This window comes from Gardnerella sp. Marseille-Q9691, assembly GCF_046507715.1.
Classification (GTDB): Bacteria; Actinomycetota; Actinomycetes; order Actinomycetales; family Bifidobacteriaceae; genus Bifidobacterium; species Bifidobacterium greenwoodii.
Genome location: NZ_JBKFXI010000001.1, coordinates 83,375 through 106,492, shown reverse-complemented (window position 1 = coordinate 106,492; position 23,118 = coordinate 83,375). Strand labels below are relative to the sequence as shown.

27 protein-coding genes are annotated in these 23,118 nt (G+C 36.4%); 5 read left to right on the top strand and 22 right to left on the bottom strand.

What is annotated here, in order from left to right:
• Positions 1–17: 17 nt before the first annotated feature.
• The 5 genes from ACLD6A_RS00595 to ACLD6A_RS00575 form a co-directional block, all read right to left on the bottom strand.
• Positions 18–1,322, bottom strand: coding sequence for an MFS transporter (locus tag ACLD6A_RS00595; RefSeq protein ID WP_375169570.1), 1,305 nt, complete (start codon positions 1,320–1,322; stop codon positions 18–20).
• Positions 1,323–1,632: 310 nt separating this feature from the next.
• The gene (locus ACLD6A_RS00590) at positions 1,633–2,220 is read right to left on the bottom strand and encodes a hypothetical protein (RefSeq protein WP_375168968.1); all 588 of its coding nucleotides are present in this window, start codon (positions 2,218–2,220) and stop codon (positions 1,633–1,635) included.
• Positions 2,221–2,645: 425 nt separating this feature from the next.
• Positions 2,646–3,584: an ABC transporter permease gene (locus ACLD6A_RS00585; protein ID WP_375168969.1), complete on the bottom strand. Its 939-nt coding sequence runs from the start codon at positions 3,582–3,584 to the stop codon at positions 2,646–2,648.
• Positions 3,581–4,360, bottom strand: coding sequence for an ABC transporter (locus tag ACLD6A_RS00580; protein WP_375168970.1), 780 nt, complete (start codon positions 4,358–4,360; stop codon positions 3,581–3,583). The genes ACLD6A_RS00585 and ACLD6A_RS00580 overlap by 4 nt, the downstream gene beginning before the upstream one ends.
• 10 nt (positions 4,361–4,370) lie before the next feature.
• The gene (locus ACLD6A_RS00575) at positions 4,371–5,477 is read right to left on the bottom strand and encodes an ABC transporter ATP-binding protein (RefSeq protein WP_375168971.1); all 1,107 of its coding nucleotides are present in this window, start codon (positions 5,475–5,477) and stop codon (positions 4,371–4,373) included.
• A gap of 478 nt (positions 5,478–5,955) precedes the next feature.
• Here ACLD6A_RS00575 and ACLD6A_RS00570 point away from each other — a divergent pair, with 478 nt between their 5' ends.
• Positions 5,956–6,231 (top strand): type II toxin-antitoxin system RelB/DinJ family antitoxin, encoded by a 276-nt coding sequence (locus tag ACLD6A_RS00570; protein ID WP_375168972.1) that lies wholly within the window; start codon positions 5,956–5,958, stop codon positions 6,229–6,231.
• A 385-nt stretch (positions 6,232–6,616) separates the two neighbouring features.
• Here the strand turns inward: ACLD6A_RS00570 and ACLD6A_RS00565 are convergent, their stop codons facing one another.
• From ACLD6A_RS00565 to ACLD6A_RS00540, 6 genes are all read right to left on the bottom strand, one after another.
• Positions 6,617–8,476, bottom strand: coding sequence for a DUF262 domain-containing protein (locus ACLD6A_RS00565; protein ID WP_410313281.1), 1,860 nt, complete (start codon positions 8,474–8,476; stop codon positions 6,617–6,619).
• Between the two features lie 443 nt (positions 8,477–8,919).
• Positions 8,920–9,153 carry a DUF2188 domain-containing protein gene (locus ACLD6A_RS00560; protein WP_375168974.1) on the bottom strand — a complete coding sequence of 78 codons (234 nt, stop codon included), beginning with the start codon at positions 9,151–9,153 and terminating at the stop codon, positions 8,920–8,922.
• 12 nt (positions 9,154–9,165) lie between these two features.
• Complete coding sequence (locus ACLD6A_RS00555) at positions 9,166–10,161, bottom strand: type II toxin-antitoxin system antitoxin SocA domain-containing protein (protein ID WP_375168975.1); 996 nt, start codon at positions 10,159–10,161, stop codon at positions 9,166–9,168.
• 22 nt (positions 10,162–10,183) lie between these two features.
• Positions 10,184–10,594 (bottom strand): hypothetical protein, encoded by a 411-nt coding sequence (locus ACLD6A_RS00550; RefSeq protein WP_004134752.1) that lies wholly within the window; start codon positions 10,592–10,594, stop codon positions 10,184–10,186.
• A gap of 309 nt (positions 10,595–10,903) precedes the next feature.
• Positions 10,904–11,857 (bottom strand): hypothetical protein, encoded by a 954-nt coding sequence (locus ACLD6A_RS00545; RefSeq protein ID WP_019260915.1) that lies wholly within the window; start codon positions 11,855–11,857, stop codon positions 10,904–10,906.
• A 10-nt stretch (positions 11,858–11,867) separates the two neighbouring features.
• Complete coding sequence (locus tag ACLD6A_RS00540) at positions 11,868–12,374, bottom strand: GNAT family N-acetyltransferase (RefSeq protein WP_004134756.1); 507 nt, start codon at positions 12,372–12,374, stop codon at positions 11,868–11,870.
• Positions 12,375–12,934: 560 nt separating this feature from the next.
• Between ACLD6A_RS00540 and ACLD6A_RS00535 the strand changes: the two genes are divergently transcribed.
• Positions 12,935–13,186 (top strand): type II toxin-antitoxin system Phd/YefM family antitoxin, encoded by a 252-nt coding sequence (locus ACLD6A_RS00535; RefSeq protein ID WP_004134757.1) that lies wholly within the window; start codon positions 12,935–12,937, stop codon positions 13,184–13,186.
• A 238-nt stretch (positions 13,187–13,424) separates the two neighbouring features.
• On the opposite strand, the gene ACLD6A_RS00530 is transcribed toward ACLD6A_RS00535, so the two are convergent.
• The 3 genes from ACLD6A_RS00530 to ACLD6A_RS00520 form a co-directional block, all read right to left on the bottom strand.
• Entirely contained in the window at positions 13,425–13,571 is a 147-nt protein-coding gene (locus tag ACLD6A_RS00530) for a hypothetical protein (RefSeq protein WP_246904811.1), read from the bottom strand.
• Complete coding sequence (locus tag ACLD6A_RS00525) at positions 13,558–14,043, bottom strand: NUDIX hydrolase (RefSeq protein WP_410313280.1); 486 nt, start codon at positions 14,041–14,043, stop codon at positions 13,558–13,560. The genes ACLD6A_RS00530 and ACLD6A_RS00525 overlap by 14 nt, the downstream gene beginning before the upstream one ends.
• 373 nt (positions 14,044–14,416) lie before the next feature.
• On the bottom strand, positions 14,417–15,403 hold the full coding sequence (locus tag ACLD6A_RS00520; RefSeq protein WP_004134762.1) for a helix-turn-helix domain-containing protein: 987 nt from the start codon (positions 15,401–15,403) through the stop codon (positions 14,417–14,419).
• Positions 15,404–15,671: 268 nt separating this feature from the next.
• Between ACLD6A_RS00520 and ACLD6A_RS00515 the strand changes: the two genes are divergently transcribed.
• Positions 15,672–16,007 (top strand): DUF4143 domain-containing protein, encoded by a 336-nt coding sequence (locus tag ACLD6A_RS00515; RefSeq protein ID WP_080576773.1) that lies wholly within the window; start codon positions 15,672–15,674, stop codon positions 16,005–16,007.
• A gap of 225 nt (positions 16,008–16,232) precedes the next feature.
• Here ACLD6A_RS00515 and ACLD6A_RS00510 read toward each other — a convergent pair whose 3' ends face one another.
• Together ACLD6A_RS00510 and ACLD6A_RS00505 are read right to left on the bottom strand one after the other, a co-directional pair.
• Positions 16,233–16,553 carry a type II toxin-antitoxin system RelE/ParE family toxin gene (locus ACLD6A_RS00510; RefSeq protein ID WP_410313279.1) on the bottom strand — a complete coding sequence of 107 codons (321 nt, stop codon included), beginning with the start codon at positions 16,551–16,553 and terminating at the stop codon, positions 16,233–16,235.
• A complete protein-coding gene (locus ACLD6A_RS00505; protein WP_004134770.1) occupies positions 16,550–16,855 on the bottom strand; it encodes a type II toxin-antitoxin system RelB/DinJ family antitoxin in 306 nt (101 codons plus the stop codon). Before ACLD6A_RS00505 ends, ACLD6A_RS00510 begins: the two co-directional genes overlap by 4 nt.
• Positions 16,856–17,064: 209 nt before the next feature.
• On the opposite strand from ACLD6A_RS00505, the gene ACLD6A_RS00500 reads away from it, so the two are divergent.
• Together ACLD6A_RS00500 and ACLD6A_RS00495 are read left to right on the top strand one after the other, a co-directional pair.
• Positions 17,065–17,268 carry a helix-turn-helix transcriptional regulator gene (locus ACLD6A_RS00500; RefSeq protein ID WP_004134772.1) on the top strand — a complete coding sequence of 68 codons (204 nt, stop codon included), beginning with the start codon at positions 17,065–17,067 and terminating at the stop codon, positions 17,266–17,268.
• Positions 17,265–17,666, top strand: a complete 402-nt coding sequence (locus ACLD6A_RS00495; protein WP_004134774.1) for a hypothetical protein — start codon at positions 17,265–17,267, stop codon at positions 17,664–17,666. Before ACLD6A_RS00500 ends, ACLD6A_RS00495 begins: the two co-directional genes overlap by 4 nt.
• 23 nt (positions 17,667–17,689) lie before the next feature.
• Here ACLD6A_RS00495 and ACLD6A_RS00490 read toward each other — a convergent pair whose 3' ends face one another.
• The 6 genes from ACLD6A_RS00490 to ACLD6A_RS00465 form a co-directional block, all read right to left on the bottom strand.
• Positions 17,690–18,334: a helix-turn-helix transcriptional regulator gene (locus ACLD6A_RS00490; protein WP_004134776.1), complete on the bottom strand. Its 645-nt coding sequence runs from the start codon at positions 18,332–18,334 to the stop codon at positions 17,690–17,692.
• Positions 18,335–18,682: 348 nt separating this feature from the next.
• A complete protein-coding gene (locus tag ACLD6A_RS00485) occupies positions 18,683–19,951 on the bottom strand; it encodes a YcxB family protein (RefSeq protein WP_410313278.1) in 1,269 nt (422 codons plus the stop codon).
• A 13-nt stretch (positions 19,952–19,964) separates the two neighbouring features.
• The gene (locus tag ACLD6A_RS00480) at positions 19,965–20,261 is read right to left on the bottom strand and encodes a type II toxin-antitoxin system RelB/DinJ family antitoxin (protein WP_410313277.1); all 297 of its coding nucleotides are present in this window, start codon (positions 20,259–20,261) and stop codon (positions 19,965–19,967) included.
• A gap of 130 nt (positions 20,262–20,391) precedes the next feature.
• Positions 20,392–20,823 carry a hypothetical protein gene (locus ACLD6A_RS00475; protein WP_032837822.1) on the bottom strand — a complete coding sequence of 144 codons (432 nt, stop codon included), beginning with the start codon at positions 20,821–20,823 and terminating at the stop codon, positions 20,392–20,394.
• 240 nt (positions 20,824–21,063) lie between these two features.
• A complete protein-coding gene (locus tag ACLD6A_RS00470) occupies positions 21,064–21,204 on the bottom strand; it encodes a hypothetical protein (RefSeq protein ID WP_196218478.1) in 141 nt (46 codons plus the stop codon).
• Between the two features lie 504 nt (positions 21,205–21,708).
• A complete protein-coding gene (locus ACLD6A_RS00465) occupies positions 21,709–23,112 on the bottom strand; it encodes a sensor histidine kinase (RefSeq protein WP_410313276.1) in 1,404 nt (467 codons plus the stop codon).
• Positions 23,113–23,118 lie beyond the last annotated feature (6 nt).

Here is a 23,118-nt window from a genome sequence, read left to right as displayed (position 1 = left end):
ATATATATGCAAATCGTCTAATCTGCGTAGCTCGTGTTTGGCAGCTGCGGCAAAACAACAAGCAATCCTGCTGTGAAAATCAGCGCAAGTATAGGCAAAAGCTGCCATTGGAACGTAGACGAGAATGCAAATCCAATCCAAGATCCGCTAGTAGCACCAATCGCAAACGCAAGACGCGCCCAACCAGAAAACTTAGCGAGAGTACTTCCTTTAAACAGAATCTGACGCGCAACAATAATCGGCTCTACTAGTAGCATTCCACCAATCGCTTGAAGGAAGAATGCGAAGCACATCATTGGCAAAAGATTAATAAACATAAAGCAATAAGCAACCGCACTCACAGCAATTCCCAAAATCGCAACTTTTCTTAAACCGAGTTTTTGAGAAGAGTGCGCATACAAAACTGACGCGAGTACGCTTCCTACACCAGTGAAAATATACAGTATTGTTAAAGATTGAGAGCTATATTGCTTACCGATACCGAGAAGAATATAAGAAACAGAACATGCAGGAATAAATGCAACCAAAAGCGATCCAGCAAGAAGCATGATTTTACTCTTGAGTAATGGATTCGCAGATTGCTTAGATGTAGACTTGTTAGACACATCATTTGCTTGATTTTCTTGCGATTCTTGCGATTCTTGCGATTCTGACGATTCATTCTCTACATCTTGCGACGCTTCCTCTTCTACGCAAGACGCTTGCGCAATGTCTTGTTTCATAATAAATCGCGTAGCACAAGCCGCAAAAGAAGTTACGGACGAGAAAATCAAAACCGCAGGAATAGACCAGCTTGCAATCCAAGATCCTAATGGAGAGCCCAGTAAAGTTCCTGTGATACTCGCCAAAATACTCACAATGCCGCTGTAGTTTACAATCATGCTGTCATCGCCGCCTGCAGCATCAACTTCGAAAACTTCGCTAGCAATATCAATCACTTGACCTGTAATCAACAATGCGCAAGAAAGAGCCACCAGCGACCACTTCCACGCAGGAGAGCCAAACATAAGAAGCGGCAGTAAACTGAGAACGCCTTCTACGCCTTCAGTCATTGCAAGAGCGCGAAAACCGCCAAGCTTATCAACTATCCAACCAGAGCATGGGGAAAGAAAATCGGCAACCGTCATAAAAGTCTTACGAAAACCAATCACCCAAGCCGGCAAACCCACAATAATAATCGAAGGCAAAACCGATCCTTCATACGCTTGATTGCCAAGCATAGAAAAACAGAAGCCAACCAGCGCCCATCGCAATGCAGGACTAATAGATCTCATACGAATAAAAATATTATTCTTGCTAAAAATTGACTTCACAGCAACCATCTCTCCCACAAAACTCTTGCAAAATAACGCAAACTTGCATAGCTGCTTACATGCAAACTCGCATAACTACCTTCAAATCGCTATCTAACTTAAATAATTCATTACAAACTACACAAATCAAATAGCTTATTTGACAAATTTAATAACACAATACTCTTGTTTAAAAGAAAAGCAAAATTTGCATCTAAAACCGCGAGAAACCATCCTAAAACTATTACAAGTCTCTTCACTAGCCATCAAATAAGAGATTTGGTAATACTCAGTCTCACCTTGCCAGTAAGCGTCCAAGACAGTTGTAAACAGAGAGTTGCTAATTTTTTTGTTTGCTAATTTTTTGTTCAATAATTTTATCGGTAAATGCCTTTAAAAATTCTCTAGAATTACTCCATCCTGCACCATTGTTTAATCCCGAGAAATCAAAACCAGATATTTCATCTAACGCTTTACTACAAACCCATTCATACATTCCAGCCTCTTTGCTTTTATATATTATTAGGAACAATGGTTTCATTGCTTTTTTACCCAACGACACAACACTCTTGTATTGCTTAGAATATACTACATCGTTATACCATCCTGTCAGCCGATAGTATTTATCTTTGACCCCCTTTTCACCAATCTCGTCGCATAGATTTTGTAGCTGTTTAGCCACATATGTGAGAACCTTTTCATCTATGTTTTTTATGAGCAGAGTTTCATCAACACCTTTTTTACTTACCTCTTTCCAGTCAACATCTTCATTATTTTCTGAGTGCTTTTCATTCCTTGCAGACTTTTGATTTTCTGTCTTTACTTCTCTATTATTATCGCTAAAATTACTCTGATTCTTACAACCTGAAATAAGTGACATAAGGCAAACTACCACAGTCAAAAAAGCATAATGCTTAATATGCTTCATTTACGCCTCCTCTACAACTTAATCTTTACCTAATTGCGGCTACGATTCTCATGCTCAATCTTCACTCTGCTCTTCACTATCATGCTTCACTATCATCCGCCAAATATTTATTCATCTCGGAGTACAAATCATCTTTGAGTTTAATAAAACTGACGGGATGTAAATTATGGACAAGAATGCAGATATGCAGACTATAAAGTGATTGTAACTCAAAATCATACGATAATCCACAAGATTTTATTTCCATACATAAACAGATATGTGGGCAAAGTGGGTGCACTTTTTAGCAATAGAAGCGAGCTATCGTTAAAGGTTTAAGATAACTAAACAACCTTACTCAATAATCAATATGCTTTTAGTATTACCCACCCCTATACCCGATAATAAAATCCTTATTTAATTAACTAAATTCACATATTTATTACCTAAAATCCTATATTTGTTAAAGTACCTTTACGTCGTTGAATCGCCACACCAACATTCCATATGATCACACCAACAATTGCCCACAACGCACCAACAATAAGAATCACAAGTAGCGATACGCCAACATTTACAGAACCATCAACTATACTACGCGATACTTGCGTAACATGAGTTACTGGAATCACATATAACACGTATTGCATCATCTTAGGAAATACGCTAATTGGAGCAATCACACCACAAACAATAGGAAGTATTGCACTAAGCGCGTTAGAAATAGTATAAACATCATTCATCATCATGCTTATAGCAGCTATAGCAATACCAAATCCCGTAGAAGCAACAGGAACAATAAGGAACAACAGCATCAACGCACTCATATTAATCACAAAGAAAGCACTCGGGCTTACTACAAGCATTGTTATAAACAAAGTCACAGCATCACTCACCAAAGAAATAGTCACGAGCGCAATAATACGACCGAACCATAATGGTAATGCAACTTTTGCGCTTGTAAGCACGAATGGTGTTGTGCCTTCAAAACGGTCCCATGCTAGTGCTTCTGACACAGTCATACTTGTGGAAATAGAACACGCACCCATAACAGCAGCAAGAGTTGATGCAATCAAACTATGATTAAAACCCGCGCTAGTCGCATAACTAGCTGCTCCATTGAAGCCTCCGATTACAGCTCCAGCTAGAAAAACGTATAAGAACGTGGATAAAAGAGGCTCAACAATCATACGGATAACAGCAGTATTCCAACTATTTAAGCTAGGTATACTCTGTATACTCACTCTTGCACCAGTTCGTATACTAGATAAAACACTTACGTGACCATACTGAGAATATTGATTATATTGATGCAATTCAGCGTACTTATTATTTTGAATAATTTTATTTCGCATAGTTTCAACCTTATTATTATTTCGTATCATATTATGTTCAAACTTCCATTAAGCGTTGCAAGTCGAATAGCATGACGTAACATAAAACCTGCAATAACAAGCAAAACGCTGGATAATACAACACATAACACAATCGCTAACACAGTAGTAGCATTAAACGCTTGCGCATGAGCCACCCACACTGCAGACGTGAGCGGATGAATAAACGCAATAACGCGAGCTGGCAATGGCATTGATTCTACAGGAATCACTATTCCACAAAGCATCCATACAGGAATTAAAATCAAACCTTCATAAACTGTAGCTTTACGGCATAATACAAAAATTCCAGATAATAATGCAGCAGAAGCTACGCAAGCGAGCATAGAAAGTAAGTATCCAACTAACTGCGTGAATGTTATCATAAAGAACCCATGGCAGAAAACAGCAACGGTAATAATCGCAAGCGGCATACCAATACAACCAAGTAAAGCTGCGGATCCTACAATAGGAAGAAACACTGCAGAAGGTGAGATAACACTTAAAGTTAAATATTGCAATGTTCCTAAATAACGCTGGTATCCAATAATTCCAACAGCAGTAGTCGTAGCAGACCATAATCCAGCTATAGAAGAATCAACCCAAATATTATTAAGACAATTAGCGCAATCATGAGAAAAACCATAGTATGCAACAATTTTCATCAACGCAAAACATACTGGAGCAAGTATCGCATTTTGCAAGAAAAACGTTGTTTTCGCTAAACTTTTAAGCTGAAACCACAAGCCACGAATCACAAAAGCGTATGAACGAGTAGAAGTATTCATATTAAACCTCCTACTTACTTAATGGGAGTAAGGACGGCGAAGAAGACGGCGTAGCAGCAGAAGAAGTAGAAATATTTGATGCAGAAATATTATCATTTTGCACAATAGCAAGATACGTTTCTTCCAAACTTGCAGCGCGATCACCTAAACGTGTAATCCCATCAACAGGAATTTTAATATTTCGTTCTTGAGATAATATTTTACTCCACGCGATAGTAATATTTAACACTCCATGCGATTCAAAAACATCACACCACAACACTCCATCAAGTTTTTGCAATTCTTCCTTAACACTAGGAGTTCCACTTGATAGTTCACCGTCATACGCATACATTGTTACATGATCAATATGCTGCAAAGAAGCCAACTGCTGAACACTTCCCTGAGCAATAATATTACCGTGATTTATTACAGCAACAGTATCAGCTAATTTCTCAGCCTCACTCATCTCATGCGTAGTTAACAAAATCGCTATTCCTTGATCTCGTAAAGCATGAATAATTTCACGTACTTTCCTAGCATTTTCAGGATCCAAACCAATAGTAGGCTCATCTAAAAGCATAAGATCCGTTCTAGCAACCAGCGATCGAGCAATATGCAATCGCTGCCACATTCCCCTTGAAAAAGTTTGAACAACATCATGAGCTTTATCAAGTAAATCAACTTGCTCAAGAGCATCGTGAATACGCTTACCTTGCTCCCTATATGGAACAGCAGAAAGATCCGCAAAATAACGAAGATTATCTAATGCACTTAGCCTTTGATAAAATCCTCGCTCACCTCCAAGAAGTAACGACACGTGCTTACGTGCTTCTCGAGGATTACTCACAGCATCAATACTAGCAATACGAACACTACCACTATCAGGAGCTAACAACGTACCAACAATTTTTACAGTAGTTGTTTTACCTGCACCATTCGGACCAAGCAAGCAAAATATTTCACCAGAATGAATATCAAAAGATACGTTATGTAAAACTTGGCGAGTTGTCTTCTTATGACCAAATCCACGAGAATAAGATCTTGTTACATTATCAATACGCAATATTAAGTTGTTAGTCGACTGCTTATTATTGTTATCGCGACTATCAGTTGCGTTTTCTATATTATTATTCATTATTATTGCTTCGTTCTTACTTGTTATTAAAGTTTCATTCTTACTGTTATTGAATAAATTTCAACAATGAAAATCAGTTAGATAAAAAAGATAACGCTTGCTTACAAGAACGATAAGAACGCGCAAAAACATGCAAAAAACGTGTAAAAACCAACGCGCACGTGCAAACATAATGACAAACATCATGTGCAATGCGTGTTTAATACTGCTAAAGAATATGTATCTTAAGCTGTTTTATGTGCTTTTATATGCCTTTCAAACCGTTCTTAAGACTAGCGATCATTTGGGCAGTCATAGCGCAACACCTCATAAACTTAAATGTGCTTTACGTGGAAAATTATATGAGCATTCCGCAAAAAACTCAAATATAAGCAACCACAAAACATTTGTTTAACATTTGCAAAATATTACTATTTCTTCTTTATACTTGACAACGTATACCGTTCGTATCATAATCGTCTTAAAAGGAGCTAATACTATGGCAACAAGTCCTACTCAAATTCGTATCGATAGTAATGTCAAAACAGAAGCAAATGAACTGTTTAGTGAACTTGGCATTGATATGTCAAGTGCCGTAAACATCTTCTTACGCCAATGCGTTTTGCATGGAGGACTTCCTTTTAAAGTAGAAATCCCAAAGTTCAATGCTGAAACACTGGCGGCCATGCAAGAAGCTAGAAGAATTTCCAGAGACCCTAACGTACCATCGTATTCCTCTATGGAAGACCTTAAGAAAGCGCTGTTGCAAGACTGATGTACAACGTTAAGTTCACGAATGCTTATATTCTCAACCTAACGCTTATCAATACTGGTAGTCACGCAGATTTATTTGATATGTAAACGTAATAAATGTACAAAAAGTTGTTGCATACGATTTGTAGTTTGACATCCGCTAAAAAATAATCCTACGATTTATATTTCAAAATTTTCACCAACTTAATTTACATAATTTTTGGATTATAATCTCTCATACAGCAACATTTGAATATATTTATTAAGCAAATTAAACTTTACAGAAGTACACATTACGCGCTAACACGTAACGTAAGAATGTATTAAAAAACAAGGCGAAGAGCAGCGAAACTATCACAAGTACTCAACGCCTTGTAAACAATTATAAATTGTAAATAAATTTGTATTTACTCTTTCACAAGATTGTAATAATCTTCGAGTAAACGCTCTTTCCTATAAAGAATCTTTTCAGAATCGAAATCTTTATAGTCATCAAAGAATCCACGAGTTAAAGTAATCCTTGACTTCTCATACATTTCTTTCTTTCTACTTTCGCATACATTTTTATGAATGTCTCTCTCTAGTAGAAGTATGTTACCAATACTATATATATTCTTTTCTCCTGATTGTCTATCAATAATATGCTCCAAAGTAGAATTATGAATAAATCCTAATCCATCATTAGCTCTATTTGTATCTTTAGTTTGTTCTTTTTCTGAAAGTTCAGAAAGAATAAAACGAATAATCTCACGATTTTTATTCTTAGAAAAACTATTTTCTTTGCATGGCCTGCAATCATATTCCAGATCAGCATGAATTACTATATTTTTATCAGGAATCTTCGCATTTAAATCTTTTGAAAAATCTTTAAGGATTTCTGCGGCTTTGCTATTAAGAATTTCTATGGCTTTACTATCTTTTGCTTTTTGATCTTCTGCTTCCTTAAGATTTAATAATTTTCGCGAACATTTAGAGTATACGGAATTTAACTTATTCGCAGGAGATTTAACAAGAACATGCAGACACTGATGCAGAGCTAAAATCTTAATAAATTTAGCAAAAGTACTATTACTTATGTATTCATATTTTCTGCATTCAAATAAACTAATTAGCAAAATCCTTAGCTGAGATATACCAATATTTTTAAAGAATTCAAAGTATCTTTTCAGTTCTTGATTATTATCAGTTTTAAAGTAGTTATGTATGTCGAATACAGTATCGTTATCATTAGGTTTTGTGAACACCTTGTAATATTCAGAAGAACGTTCAAGCGATTCTAAAAATTCAGTGCAATCCTTCTCATGAACTTTACTAGAGAATTTTTCAAAAAGTTTTGTAGTAATAATACCTGCATATCTACCACACATGTAGTGATAAATAAATTTTTCTATACTTTCTTCTGCACTATATATATTATTTTCTATATTTTTCCATTTAGTATATACATATTCATCACAGTCACCTTTAGCAATTAAAGAGTAAATCTCATTCTTAATCAAATCTGATTGACTTAAATGCTTTCCCCTATAATTTAGATTCCTAAATAGTGTATATGCTTCCTCTTTCTCATCACTAAAAATACATATAATCACAGAATTTGATAGGTGCTTACCAAAATTCTCTAGTATTCTAATATAATCATCATCACTAAATTCTGATAAATTTTTATGTACTTTACATTTATCATTTATTGCAGATAGCACATTCGACTTACATAGTAACTTAGTTTTAATGTATTCATAATGTTTAATAAGATCTTCTTGAGACCTTGATGAAGGCGTTACACAAGCCCCATTACTTTTCCTATCATTTATATCAAGTATCTCTACAGGGAGGATAGGATTCAATGCACTATTTACTATTCTTGGGCAATAAACACCTTTGCCACTCCTGGCAATCTTCGCTTGTAACCTTACATCAAAATCAGTCTTATAATTTTTATCAATTTTTTTAATCAAATCTCTAATAGCAGCAAAGAATAAAGTAATTGTAGTTAATCTCTGTTGACCATCTATGACTTCATAAGGTTTTAACTCATTTGGATGATTTTCATCACCTATTAATAAAATTATTCCTAAAAAATACTTACTTTTTTCATCAACTTCTAAATTATCAAAATCTAAATCGCTTGATCTAAATAGATCATAGAAAAAATCATCGAAATTATCATTATCCCAAGAGAAATCCCTCTGAAAATTTGGAATATTATATGTTCTATTCTCATCAAAAATTTTTCTAACAGTTAACTTAGACGGTGAGAAACTCATACAAAATCACGTCCTTGAAAAATTGTATATATCAAAGTAAATATTCGATTATTACTTTATAGGTATAGCATTACACCACTCGTAAGTTTATATTTCGATTTTGACATAGAATCATAAGTTAAAAAACATGCATGAAGTAAGCTCATATTTGTTCGTGTTCTTATGTATTCAAATCTACGTCTTCTAAGTGTTATATACTCAAACAAAATGCAAATATAAATTTATCAAAAATATCTTGTAAAACATAACGTCATAGTCATTAAACGTTGATTGTATATAAGCTATTCTTCATTTCTACAAATAGCAAAAACCGGATGGCTTCAGTTGATATTGGCATTTACCTTCAGCCTATAACACAATAATAAAGACCCAGAAGTATAAACCTCAAGGTCTTAAAAACTAATATATTATATTTTTGAAGATAATTAACAAATATAATAAAATTATTTCCTATCACGAGGAGGGCATGGGTCATTCCCATGACTATCAGAATTCTGAATTCTGCCATCCATACCATGAACAATAAATTCAGTACCCTGATTTCTGCTGATTATTCTGCCAGCTTTTAATGCTTCAACTTTTGTTGCAGTGTGAATGCTTGCGCGTTGTGAATCATTTCGTTTTACATACCATCCACCATTCGGGTTATGAACTACATGGTGTTCACTTCGTCCCATATAAAAGCCTCCTTACAAGCTAGCAAACACATCTTTCGTATACAACTGAATATCTCTAGGAGAATTCATACCATACTGCTCTTTAATTTTCATAAAATAATCCCCAATCATCTGTTTATCAATAATCTTATTTGAAGAAGCACCATCTGGAAGATCCCCCCTAGTATTAATCCACGGAGACTCACTGTGCGTGAAGTCTTCCAAAATCTTTCCACTATAACAACAAATATTTCGGATCACACTATCTAAAATAGCCTTCTCCTGAGCAGTAAATATAGAAGAATCAAATGATTCAACCTTTGAAATCGGATCAAAATGATAATCCGAATACCTCGCATAAATATCCCTGTAAACAGGCCCATGCGCCCAAGCTTCACAATCCTCAACAAAAATGTACTTTTTGAAAAATGCATAGAAGAATCCCTGGATATAATAAAGACTCTTCTGCAACGCTAATGGCGTGATATCCTCGCACTGATTTAAAAGATATGCAACAACTTCACTTATTTTGCCATCAAGCATGCCATTATTACCAATCAAAGCCGAAACAGCTTTATAACTTTTCTCGTAAGTCTGCTGAGACATCAATCGACCCTTATTTTCCTCCAAAATACTCAGATAATAAGCAGGATCATCAAATAGTCGATTCAAAGTTTCAGAATATTGCCGAGTCGGTATATCACCATCTGCATAACGAGTAAGCGTGTGTTCCCCCCATCCCAAAAGTATTGACAGTGGACGCTTACCAATATCATAACGTTCAGGAATTGCTCGAATCTTTTCAAGAGAAACGATACCATTCTCTTTTCGGTAAACATCATAAAGCGCTTTCAAATTAGATTCACCAATTTCTTCAACATCTACATATGCTCCACAATTAGCGCACTTTGCTTCCCTGCCAACATAGTGATACTGAACACCACGAATAGTTCCAGTCATCTCCTTTTCTTCAACAGTATATGAAACTTCATCTCTACATTCTTCACAAAATACAACTCTTACACTCATAATAATTTCTCCTTTAAACTCTCTATCTAAACAAATAACTAATAGGCTTATTAAGCTTATGGAAAGAGATCACAATTGTTCTTCTTCCATTCTTACCTTTAATCACGTTAAACTTCGTATATATGTCTACCAACTCTTGTTTTCCCAACGCATTAGCCAATGTTATTCTAGGAACGAAAACATAAAGAACTTCGCGCTCATATCCTATCTTCATATTTTGTAGACTATGACAAAAATCATCAACTGAAATTTGCATTAAGATTTCTTTTCGCTTCCTTGGATAAATGTTGTATTCGTTGATGAAATCTATATTCTCCTGACGATTTTCATTCATTGCGATATTAAAACGACCAGCATCAATACATTCTTTTATCATCGAAAGAACATCTTCAATCTGCTTTCTAGTGTAATTTTGATTATAATGCGGATTCATACTTCCCCCTAACCCCTTCATGTACTATTGTACTAAAAGTTGTTCAGGAATCAAGGGGGTTTGTACTAATTAGTACATTGTGATATTAGAATTGTTACAGTTGATTAGCGCGACTCATTCTAACGTAAATAATCGCGAGGAAATGGCTTAAATCCACCGCACGCTAAACCTTTTAACGATAGCCCTCACCAAGCCTTGCTACACAAGAGCAAACTTGCACCCATCTAATCAGACCTTGACATCAACACTATAGTCCACACGCACGTAGAGCCTTTTGCTCAAAAGAGAAGAAAACAGTCTTATAAAATCTTATGCTGCTACTGCGGTTCTTCTCCATGGGTGCTGCTTGATAACGAGAACAATATCGGTAAGCACAATACCAACGACTACGCTTACCCATACTAAGCTCGGTGTAAGCAGCCAAGCGAGAACACCGAAAATCAGCAGTCGAAGCAGTACAACAATAACCAAGAAAGGCCAACTTTTTGTTAGGCATTTCTGTTGATCAGCCTTCAATGCGCCCATCAGAACCATAACCGCAGCAGCCGCGCAAGAAAATAGCATATTGCCCAAGAACATGACGAGTAGCGTTCGCCATCCAGCGATAGCACCAAGCATCCACCATTGCAGCATCAATGCAAGCAAAAATGTGACAACATCGCATACTGATTCCATCAGCATATTTGCAACGATTAACGAGGAGAATGTTAGAGACACACCTCTAGAAGTGTCTGTTTTACCTGCGCTCGCATGCTGTAATGCAATCTTGTTTCTCACCTCGGCGCGCTTTACGCGTTCTTCTTCAAGCATTTGAACGCCAAGCTCAGCCGATTTCTTTGAAGCTTCCTGTAATTGCGCATCCGTCATACCTGGCTGCCAAGGCTTTTCAAAAACAAACAGCAACACACTGGTAATCGCTGCGCCAATAATAATGCTTAGCAACGTGATATTGGAAACAAGCAATAAAGCAATACCAGAAGTCACCAGAAGCCTGAGCACAAAATCGATGATTCCAATAAGCAAATACCCGTCATCCGGTCTACGATGCCTATACCACTGCAGATACGCTGCACTTAGCAGCGAAAACACCACAACACTCAGCGCGAGTATGACCACAGTTTCCCAACCTAGTACGTGGTGCCCTACGAACTGCTGTACAAGAAGCGAAATAATAAGAGTGCAAATGCCAGCAACAGTTTCTATAATCACATTATCCCAAAAAGCATGCTTGAAAAGCACTGGCCTTACATTCGTCTCACTCATCATCTTTCCTCTATATATTAATCCAATACCTTCTTGTTGTAACATTTCCCCTTGATAGGCTATTTTTCACTTTGTTTTCTAAAATTCCACCATTATTTTCTATAACTTTTATTGAGCCGATATTGTCATCATCGCACGTAATCAAAACTTTATGTAGATTCAAAGTCTCTTTACAATATGTAAGTGCCATAGAAAGCATTTTTGTTCCATAGCCCTTCATACATTCAGATTGCCTAACTTCGTACCCTATGTGACCACCATAGTTAATTAAAAAAGAATTTAATTCATGCCTAATATTGATTTCACCAATAAATTTTTCATTATCTATCAGCCAAAATGTAGTGGCTCTAACATAATTTTCAGGTAAATTTATACCATGTTCATAGTTATAAGAACTCTCTACAATTGTCTCATAATTTCTAAAACGTCTTTCAGCATTCGGCCTAAAAATTTCATCTTCTTCATTTGCTTCTATATAACCTTGGATATATTTCTTATCTGGTCTAATTAGTCGCATACGTGCTCCTTATTCCCAATATGTAATTCTATTAAAATTAGAATCCATAATAGTCTGTTTAGCTTTCATAGCATTAATATTAAAAAAAAAACCACACATACAAGCTTTATTAAAGAAAAAATTTAATTTTTTCAATTAGTACAGGCTTTTCGCATCCATAAAATTTTTCTCTTCCATAAATCACAGCTTTTACTATAAAAAATGTATGATCCGAACAAATGTAAGAAACAGAAGTAAAACAAAAACAGAACCAAAACTAGAACCAGAACCAGGAATTTTCACCGCGCTTATAAATTATAAGTGAAATTTAATGCCAAAATCGATAATTTATAAGTTATAACTGACAAAATAGCAAAATTGCATCTAGAATCTCGAGAAGTGAGCTTAAATCCACCGCATGCTAAACCTTTTAACATTTAGTCTTTACAACCACATTTCTAAACAAAGCCAATCGTCGTACCAATATCTCGCCAAACGTCAGAATAAAAGTTCGATAGCGCGATAACTATTGTAATCTTGATAAGATTATGATACTTTTTTGATAAAAGGAGGTTGATACTATGATTAATATTCGTCCAGTTTCCGATTTAAGAAACAAATTCCCAGAAGTAGAAGAAACAGTTATAAATTCAAATACACCAGTATTCCTTACAAAAAACGGTTATGGAACTATGGTTCTCATGAGCATCAAACAATACTCCACTCTCACTGACGACATTGAAAGAAAACTCGACGAAGCAGATACTTTTGCCGCAAACACTTCTACGCGTCTTTCTAAAGACGACGTCTTTGATAGCGCAAGAAGTAATTAATCAAAAAACACAAGAACACCCTTACTACAGGATTAACGTACGCAACTTTTCTGTTTTTTACGTTGTCATCGACGACACTATGGAAGTGCGAAGACTTCTATACTCAAAACGAAATATTGACGCACTACTGGAATAACCATCCCTAATAACAATCATTATTATGCTAACGGTTATTAAAAAAGCTATCGTTAAAGGTTTAAGATTGGCTTGATAGCTTGATTCTTGAGTGAAAATATTACTACTTTTCCTTATAGCCTACAGCAACATTACCTGCTTTATCAATACCTTGTACTTTAAGAACATCAGATACTGGCTTGTCTTTTAAATCAAATTTTCCACGTAACGATCTCTTGCCATAATAGCGGGATTCATTAATATCTTTCATCTGAAATTATATGCTCTATTCCACTATGCTCCGATTTAAGATATTCTTTCATAAATGTCGGGTAAGCCTTGCACTTATCAAGCTCATCTATAGGTAACCAATGCATTGTCTCTTTAGCACCTGACTCTGTAGTGCTTTTGCTCGTAAAATCTCTTTTGCCCATGGGCTTCATCAAGTAGTAGAATGTCAGCTCATGGAAGTCTACTCCTTTTAAGCCAGAGCTGCCGATGAAGAAGTTCTCGTGTATGACGGCAAGGTGATCTACTTCGTAATTAAGACCTGTCTCTTCAAATACTTCTCTCTTAACGGCTTCTTCTGACGTCTCGCCCATGTGAACCGCTCCGCCAACTGAGTAGTAATAGTCGTCCTCATCATTTCTTGCAAATAGCACACAACCTTCTTCGACTATGATGGCTGCTGCTCTATATCTAAATGCTTTTTTATCGTTAATAAATCCGCAATTATGTTCCATAGTTTACTCCTTTAGAAAATCTGGTAAATATTTGTGTATAATCCCTTCTTGTGAAAAATTTATTGCGTCCATCGATAAAACATATTTAGGACAATTATCCTTAACCAATCGATAAACACCAAATTCCCTACTACGAGTCTCTTCACCAGTCAGCAAATAAGCAACTTGATAACTTGGAGGAATAAATCTTATCGAGAACAGAAGAAGGCTGGGTGTGGCTGTCTAAAAAATGTCCGCACCCACGACGGTAAAGCCTATATGTACGACATTTTTAATCATACTTTCACTCCTTGGGGGTAATATAAGCGCAAGCATACCATATTTCGTCTGGATAACACCTGTTATTCGCCACAAAATCGGCTCTGAAAGTCACTTATTTCTTTCCGAGCCTCCACGCTTTGAGCACTACTTCTATTACTCCGTAAGTCAATGCGGCCAACGGCCAAACAATCCAACTTTTTCCCCAATCGGACGTGATGAAACTGTAGGCTAAATAAATGCAGACAATTATAAGCCAGTAAGCTTGGAGGAATAGGCTAATCTTTGCAGGATAGACAGTTTTTTTCTTCGGTTGCAGCAAACGGCAATAGGACGAGCGGACAATATTCGCCTGTACGAATAAATAAACAGCTGCTGCCACCAGAGCAATAGCGATAACTACAAAAAAGCCGGATGAAAGTTGATAAAATTCCGGCGCTATATCCGAAATTATAAGAAAAATAAAGGCAACCATACATAAAACGACACCACTGACCGTCCGCAACACATACGACGGCATGAAACGTTCCAAGCGTTCTTTGAGCACACTGTCAACGCCGTAAGCCGTTTCAAAGTCCTCTTTTTCCAAATATTGATAACGCTTTCCGCGGAAATTCTGAATAATAAAAATAGCTACAGCTACAGTAATAATCGCAACACTGAATGCTAAGCCCATAGTTTTACCGACTTGCGCATTTACTGTGTGAGAAAGCAAAAGATCACTGCCAACCAACGGGATTGCCGCCAGAACACAAAGAAGAACGCCTAGAGCAACATAGGCGGCAAATGATATTCTGTGAGCAATATAAGCGGAGGCTTCTTCCAGCTCAATTACCCGCATGCGAACGCCGGCTTCTTCCTGGCAGGCATTTTCATCTGCGTTGACGTTCTTCCCCATAACATCAATTTCATCTTTTACCAGAAGATCTGTACTAACACCAAACAAACGGCTCAATGCAATTATCCGTTCCATATCTGGGATACTTTGTGCGCCTTCCCATTTGGAAACAGCTTGGCGACTGACGCCCAATTTGTCCGCCAATTCTTCCTGCGACCAACCGTTTTGTTTACGCAATTCCAATATTTTATCTGCTAAAATCATAAAAACATCTCCATTCCAAACTCGAATTCATCATAATCATGGTGAAATTATATCTGAAACAGCAGTTGCGTAGTAGCAAGTACGGTTGGCAATTGCCTTTAAAAGCGCAATTTCTGCCGACAAATGAGCGCAACCGACCGCCAATTCGTTTTCTCTCATGTTTGCACCGCACTTTCCAACCATCTTCACTGATGCCGCCAATCGTCGGAATGAAAGTTCGCCAATCATCGGAACGAAAACCCGCCAATCGTCGGAATGAAAGTTCACCATCGGATTTCTATTCGAGACACTTTGCGTCAGAGATTTGCGTATTTTTGCAGATTCTCTGGGCAGCGAGGTTTATCACTACAGAGATAAAGACGGACAGGAATGCGATGCGGTTATTCATTTAAGAAATGGTAAATACAGTCTTATTGAAATTAAACTCGGAGGCAGCAAACTCATTGAAGATGGTGCAAAAAGTCTTAAAGCGATGAAAGATAAAATCGACACCGATAAAATGAACGCGCCATCTTTCCTTATGGTTTTAACTGGAACAGGTGACTTTGCGTATTGCCGTAAAGACGGTGTTTACGTGGTTCCTATTGGCTGCTTAAAAAACTAATAGGAAGCCTTGCTCTGACAACAACGCATTAAACCTTTTAACGATAGCCCTCACTAATCCCTGCTACACAAAGGCAAACTTGCACCCACCTAATCAGCCTTTGACATCATTTACAGTGCTCTAAATCTACATTGAGAGCACTCGTAGTATTTATACACTTTTTTGAGTGCACACTATGGATATTGGGTGCACCTTTTAACGATAGAAAAAGATATCATTAAAACTTTAATTGCCATTTATAACTTTCTCAATATCTCTTTTCCCATAAAGCACACGAGAAACCACGACTTCATACTTTTCTTCAAAAACAAAATAAAAAATAAGAAAATTATCACACGCCATGAACCTTAAACCTCTACTCCTCCATGGCTCAAAACTAACTAAACGATGCGCAAGAGGAAACTCATCAAGACTCAATATTGCTTCCTCCAACCTATTTATCTGCCCCTGCGCGTTTTTCAAAGACAGTAAATTAAACGCAATATAAGCATAAATACCACGCAAGTCTTCTTCAGCCTCACGCGAAATGTGCACCGTGTAAATCATAAATCAAATTCCCTATGCAAGGACGCAAAAACCTTATCCGCAGGCTTCACATCACCAGATAAAACTGACTTATAACCCTTTTCCAACTCATCATTCAACTCACCTTGAGTCATAGAACTCACATCACGCGGCTCTCTATAACCCAATTTCACATCAAAAGGAAGCCCCTGCTGTAAAACAACCTGCTTATAAAACATAGTAATAGCACTCGAAGGAGGAAGACCCAAAGAATTCAATATATACTCTGCCTGCTCTTTTAACTCCGGATCAATACGAGTATACAAGTTAGCTGTTTTCGCCATACAATCACCCCTTATTCCTTACGGCAATTATACAACATTGCATTTGCATTGCAATGGCACTGCATTAACATCAGCACAAGCAAAGTAAAACTCACGACAAGTGCTCACCACATCTTTATTCAATACAATGGAAAGTCACCTTGACATTTACTCTCGAAACGATTATCTTATATGTAAAGCTAGCTTTCCGTTAGGAAGGAGAATGTAATGTGAAAAATAGACTTGAACAAATTAGAAAAGAAAAAGGCATAACCCAAGAAGAACTTGCCGACGCACTCGAAGTATCAAGACAAACAGTCGGTTCTTTGGAAAATGGAAGATACAACCCGTCAATCATATTGGCATACAAAATTGCTAAGTACTTTGATTTAACAATCGAAGAAATATTTATCTACGAGGAAGATAAAAAATGAAAAAACAGAAAACCCAGAATTTTTGGTACATAGGATATGTAATAGGAATTTGCGGACTAATTCTTGCACTGACTCTTAAACTGAACGAATCCGTAGAAATTGTACTGTCAGTTGTTTTTGTTGCAATTATCTCACTTTCACACGTAAAAATCATGCACTATAAGATGATGGAAAAAGACCACAACTACAAAATAAATGTGAACGATGAAAGAAACGAGAAAATAAAAGATAAAGTAAATGCAACAATGGCATTCATACTGATGCACCTAATGGGAATAATTGCCATAATTGCATTTATCACAAAAGCATATTTTCCAGCTGCTCTTTTAGCTATTTCAGTCGCCTTTTCTCCATTAATCATGTTTTTTATCAACAAATATTATGAGAAAAAATATTAAAACCAGACCCACCCACCCATTTACTACTTATTACGAAGCAAACCAACTTTCATAAATTCTTTATCTCCAATACGGAACTTTTTACTATTAAACGCCACTCCCATAATTCTGCTAATAATATACTCATCAGTTATAAGCACGAAATACTGCTTATCTTTTTTATCCACCAAATAATACTGATCAGCCACAAGAGTGGCAACAGCTTTACTGAAATCATATATGCCAAACAATGGCAATCCTCCAAGGAGAGTAGAAAACCATCCAACAAAATTATCCACCATTTTCTCAGATGAACTGTTATAAGTCTTAACAACAGTTAGCATATTGATTTCTGAGTCAGGATATTCATCTAATACAATCTGCTCTTTAATTTTCAGCTTCTTAAAACTGCTCAACCTACCGTCGAAACCATATTTATTGAGATTAATAGGCTTCTTAGTAATAGAAAAATCAACGCTATTGTTCTCATCCAAAAGATAATCAACACTCACGCTTAGAGCAGATGCAATAAATTTCAGATTCTCTATATCTGGCAAACCCCGATTCGTTTCCCATTTTGCTACAGCAGCACGAGATACCATCAATAATTCCGAAAGCTCCTCCTGCGTCAACCCAGCTTCCAGACGAGCCTTTCTAATTTTTTCTCCCAAAGATATAACACTACTCATGACACAACTCCTTTCAAATCAGTTATTACACATCATGAAATTACTTGACGGAAACCAAATTAGTATTGAAACATTTGATTTAGATACCGCCTAATTACAAACTAACAAATAATTTACAGCGGAAAAAGAAACAAGGTGAAACACTATAGTTACCAACTGTAACAGTATAAGAATGCAAATAATGTAGGGAACTTTTCTACGATTATTCCACCGATTTGTTCCCCAAAAACACAAGCAACTAGAGCACGCAAATATGGATTCTACTATCTGGCAATCACTATCTGGCAATCTTCAGATACTCTTCGATTTTGGCATCCAACGATTCTGACATACAACCAATCTGCCCTACTACCAATATGCCCTACTGCTCTTTGCAATTAGCCCAGTGCTATATTCATAAGTATAGGTGCTCTGCATATCAGCATCACTCGGCGACCAGCTTCCATTTGAAGATTTTGAAGCCTTAAACAGAATATAAAGACCACATTTTCCATCCTGAGAGTCCCTGTTATACTGCAGATAAGTAATGTCCGAACGGCTTTCATTCAAAACAAAATACATATTCCCCTTGGCAGTATAGTTCTCCTTGAACGTAAATCCTTGTGCCGCAAAATACTTATCAAATATCTTAAGCGCTGCATTTCTTTCCTTCTTTGATTCTAAATCATGCTCAGCGGAATCATGCAAATCGGAATTTTTATCTGGCTCTTCAACCTTTAATCTTGTATCTTTCCTGTTATTACGATCAATTCTGCGATACCACTCAGATTCACTTATTTTTGGATCAGTATCAGTTGAATCTTTCATTGGTCGAAGATACTTAAGGAAAAATGGGCCTTCAGACTTATAAAGATAATACTCAAAAGGAGCATACATGTCATCCACGTGCTCTGTGTATGTACCATTATGATTTTGTTTCACAGAATATCTGCCAACAATAAACAAAACGTCAAAAAATCCAAGACCTAAGATAATCAATACACAAAGCATAACATGTAGACAACGAAGTACAATTCTTATACCTATCTTCCGTACACGCGAAATAAGATAGAGATTATAGAAGACACATACAAGAGCAATCGTAATCATCCAAACAACTGGCATTGCAGCGCATATAACATATACCCAAGTCTGCAAAAGCCACTGATTTGGAAGACGTACCGCAGTTATTCCAAAGAATGCAGTTAGAATACCACTTAACACAAAAAAGCAACAAAGAATCAGCGAGATTCTACCCTTCCACCGTTGCTTGCCATAGCTAAGAAAAGATTTGTTACGCTCTACATTTGCACTCCTAAAACGACTATGTATATTGCGCTGCCAAATAACACAAATAACCCAAATAAGAGAAACTACAACAAGAAGCAGAATTGCAAAACAATAAGTGATCCATCCAAAAAGCTGTAGCTTATTGGACGCCATAAAAGCAGTTCCAACAATAATTAAGATGGAAAAGATTTCCGCACTCAATTGTAAAACCTTATACTTGGGCAATTCCTTATTTGCACTGTTAAGGTTCTCACATATTTGCTCATGTGATTCACAATATAGTGGATTTTTCTCCTCTCTGGGAGTATGTTCCTGCTTTTCCTTCTCTTTCATCGATGAATCTGACATTTTTCTGTTCCAATCATCGTTCAAGCTCTTCAAAAACATCATCTATCGGATAACTATCACCATGAACCGCCTGATCATAACCTTTAGCCATAAACGCGTTAAACGTTTTCTCATCCATATCATCTTGCGCCGGAAGCGACTTCGGAATAGTAAGCGAAAACGGAATACCCTTATTAAGAATGATTTGACGATAAAACATGTCAATAGCAGTAGCCCTAGTAATTCCAATAGTTTCCAAAATCTGCTCCGCCTGCTGCTTAATATTTTCTTGTATTCTCACATTCACATTCGCTGTTTTAGTAACTGCCATATCGATCAACCTCCATACACACATCACAAATTATTGTATCGCATATTGCAACACAATTTACATGAATAGGATTCCTCGACTGATATAAACACTTTCAACATTCACACTAAGCATTTAGTGCAAAATACTACTATTTCTTCTTATAACCTACAGCAACATTACCTGTTTTATTAAGTCCTGGTACTTTAAGAACATCAGAACTTGGCTTGTCTTTTAAATCAAATTTACCAACTAAAAATAGAGCTTTATACCCTGAACTAGGCAAATTAAACTGTGAGTCAACTAATTTGATGGGCTTATCTCCAAGAGTGACTTTAGACAAATCATAATGAGAATCAAGAACGTCTCGTGACACAAAGAGATACAGTTCACCTTTATTCATGTAATCGTCTGGTAGGCGATATTCTTTCTGAGATACCTCTACTGTTTCCCAATGATACGACGCAAGCTCCGCCTTCTCATCATCAGCACATCCCGCAAGAGAAAAGATAGAACCTAGCAGCAGAAGCATAACAAGACAACTTTGAAAAATGTTTTTACAAAAAATAGTTTTACTCCTCATAACACTACTAGCCTCCTTTTCGTTAACACGACTTTGTATCAAATGATTATAAAACAGACTATTAAGTAAACAAGATCTCCTATTCGCTCTGATTACTGTAATAATCTTAATAAATATCCTATTTTTTTTTATTAATTTGTCTAGACTATCGACACTAATTTCTTCATTTACTAGCAAACTATACTCTTTCATAAACAGCAAGGTTCACAAAGCCAGAAGAACCAACATAATAGCGCACGTTTAACACCTCCAACAATATTCCCTCATAAACGAAGCAATCACCTGCAAATCTTCACCCTCATAATACTCAACAAGCAACTTCTTAAACTCAGGAACATTATTTTCTGGAATAACCAACAAGCCCCTACCATGAGAAATCAAACAGTGTAGGGAACTTTTTTACAATTTTTACACCGATTTGTTCCCCAAAATATAAGCAACTAGAGCGCACAACCACTCGACAGAAGAATAGCAAAAAATCACATCTAGAATCTCGAGAAGTGAGCTTAAATCCACCACACACTAAACCTTTTAACATTTAGTCCTTACAGCCATATTTCTAAACAAAGCCAATCGTCGGAATGAAAGTTCCCATCGGCTTTCTATTCGAGACAATTTGCGTCAGAGATTTGCGCATTTTTGCAGATTCTCTAGGCGGCGAAGTTTGCCACCCAAAAGGGCTAATTCCAAAAAGGAGATCTAATGAACACATACCGCAAACTGTTTGCTTATATCCAACAGTTTAAGGGTTTGGCTAGTAAAAAAAAAAACAACGCTGCTACTGCTGATAAATGGTTCAATTCCGCGCTTCTATCAAGGAAATGTAAAAGGCGATATATTAATATTTAATTAAACGGTCGTTCATGCATGCTGCACAAGATTGATTCATATGTAAGTCTGCGGTATCGTTAGAGAGACCTTAAGCCCACCATGTTTGCTTTTACTTATATCAACTGTTCCATTATGAGCACCAATAATCTGCTGAACAATCAGCAAACCCAAACCATGCCGTTGCTCTGCAGTACTTGTATCGCAAATCATATAGTGCGGTGCATGATTAAGCTTTTCGATTTTTTCATCTGAAACACCTATACCGTTATCTTCAACACAAATAATACAATTATTATTATTTGCAGCAACGGATACATAAATCGTACACCCATTTTCATTATGAGATATGCTGTTCTGAATAAGATTAGATATTGCTCGTTTTAATAAATCTTTGTCTACATTAATATTGTAAACAGTTAATTCTTCGTCCGTTTCCCATTTAATCGAAAACTCATCTTGCATACCCATATTCATAAAATCCACAACAACTTGCCTAACAACAGCAACAACATTTTCTTCTTTTTTCATAATTGGTTGCATATTGTATTCAAGTTTTGAAGCCAGATTAAGGTCATTAATCAAATTTTTCATTCTGACACTTTGCTTAATAATCATCGTTGCTTTTTTACGATCTTCTTCCAAAATATGGAGAGAATTTTCTAACTGTCCCGCATATCCCATAACCATAGATAACGGCGTACGAATATCATGCGAAACCCCAGCTATCCAATTCGCTCTTGCAGTCTCTCTTTTCCTCAATTGTTCTTTTTGTATTTGCAAAATATCGGAAGCAGAATTTATATTAGATGAAATTTCTGAAAGTGCTCCTGTTTCTGGAATATGCACGCTTTCTCCACTAGATAAACGTTGTATCCCTTTTGTAATCGGATTAATTGATTTTAGTAGTTTTATATTAGCTATTAAATAAATTCCAAGAATCAGCAAAATGTTGATAAATAATACGCTTAAAACAATCTGCGGAAAATTTGAGATTAAACTGTAGTTCCAACTTGGTCGCGTATGTTTCCAAAAGCTGTTGTGCGGAAATCCGACTACAACAACTCCATCCTTATTTTTGCCAGTGTAAGTTGGATAACCATCAATGTAACCAACGCTCAAATTAGCTATATCAGACAAAGTATAGTTGTTTGGAATACCTGCAGGGACATTTTCTGTTTTCCATACGACTTTCAACGTATTATTATCAATCAAAATTGCCCATGCGCCAGAATTTGTCAATTTGGAAGACATATTTTTTGATAATGCATAATCCCCACTTGCGGATAATTGTAATGCTTCTCCCGTCTCCTTTGCTATGCTATAAGGAGACATCTCTTTATCGGGAGCGTAATTTCCTATAAGTACAATAAACGCAATAATATTCATTAATACTATAAGCACAGAGCTTAGTAGAAAAATACTTATAAAGCGTTGTATTAGTTTTGGTATGCTTTTCATTCTGCT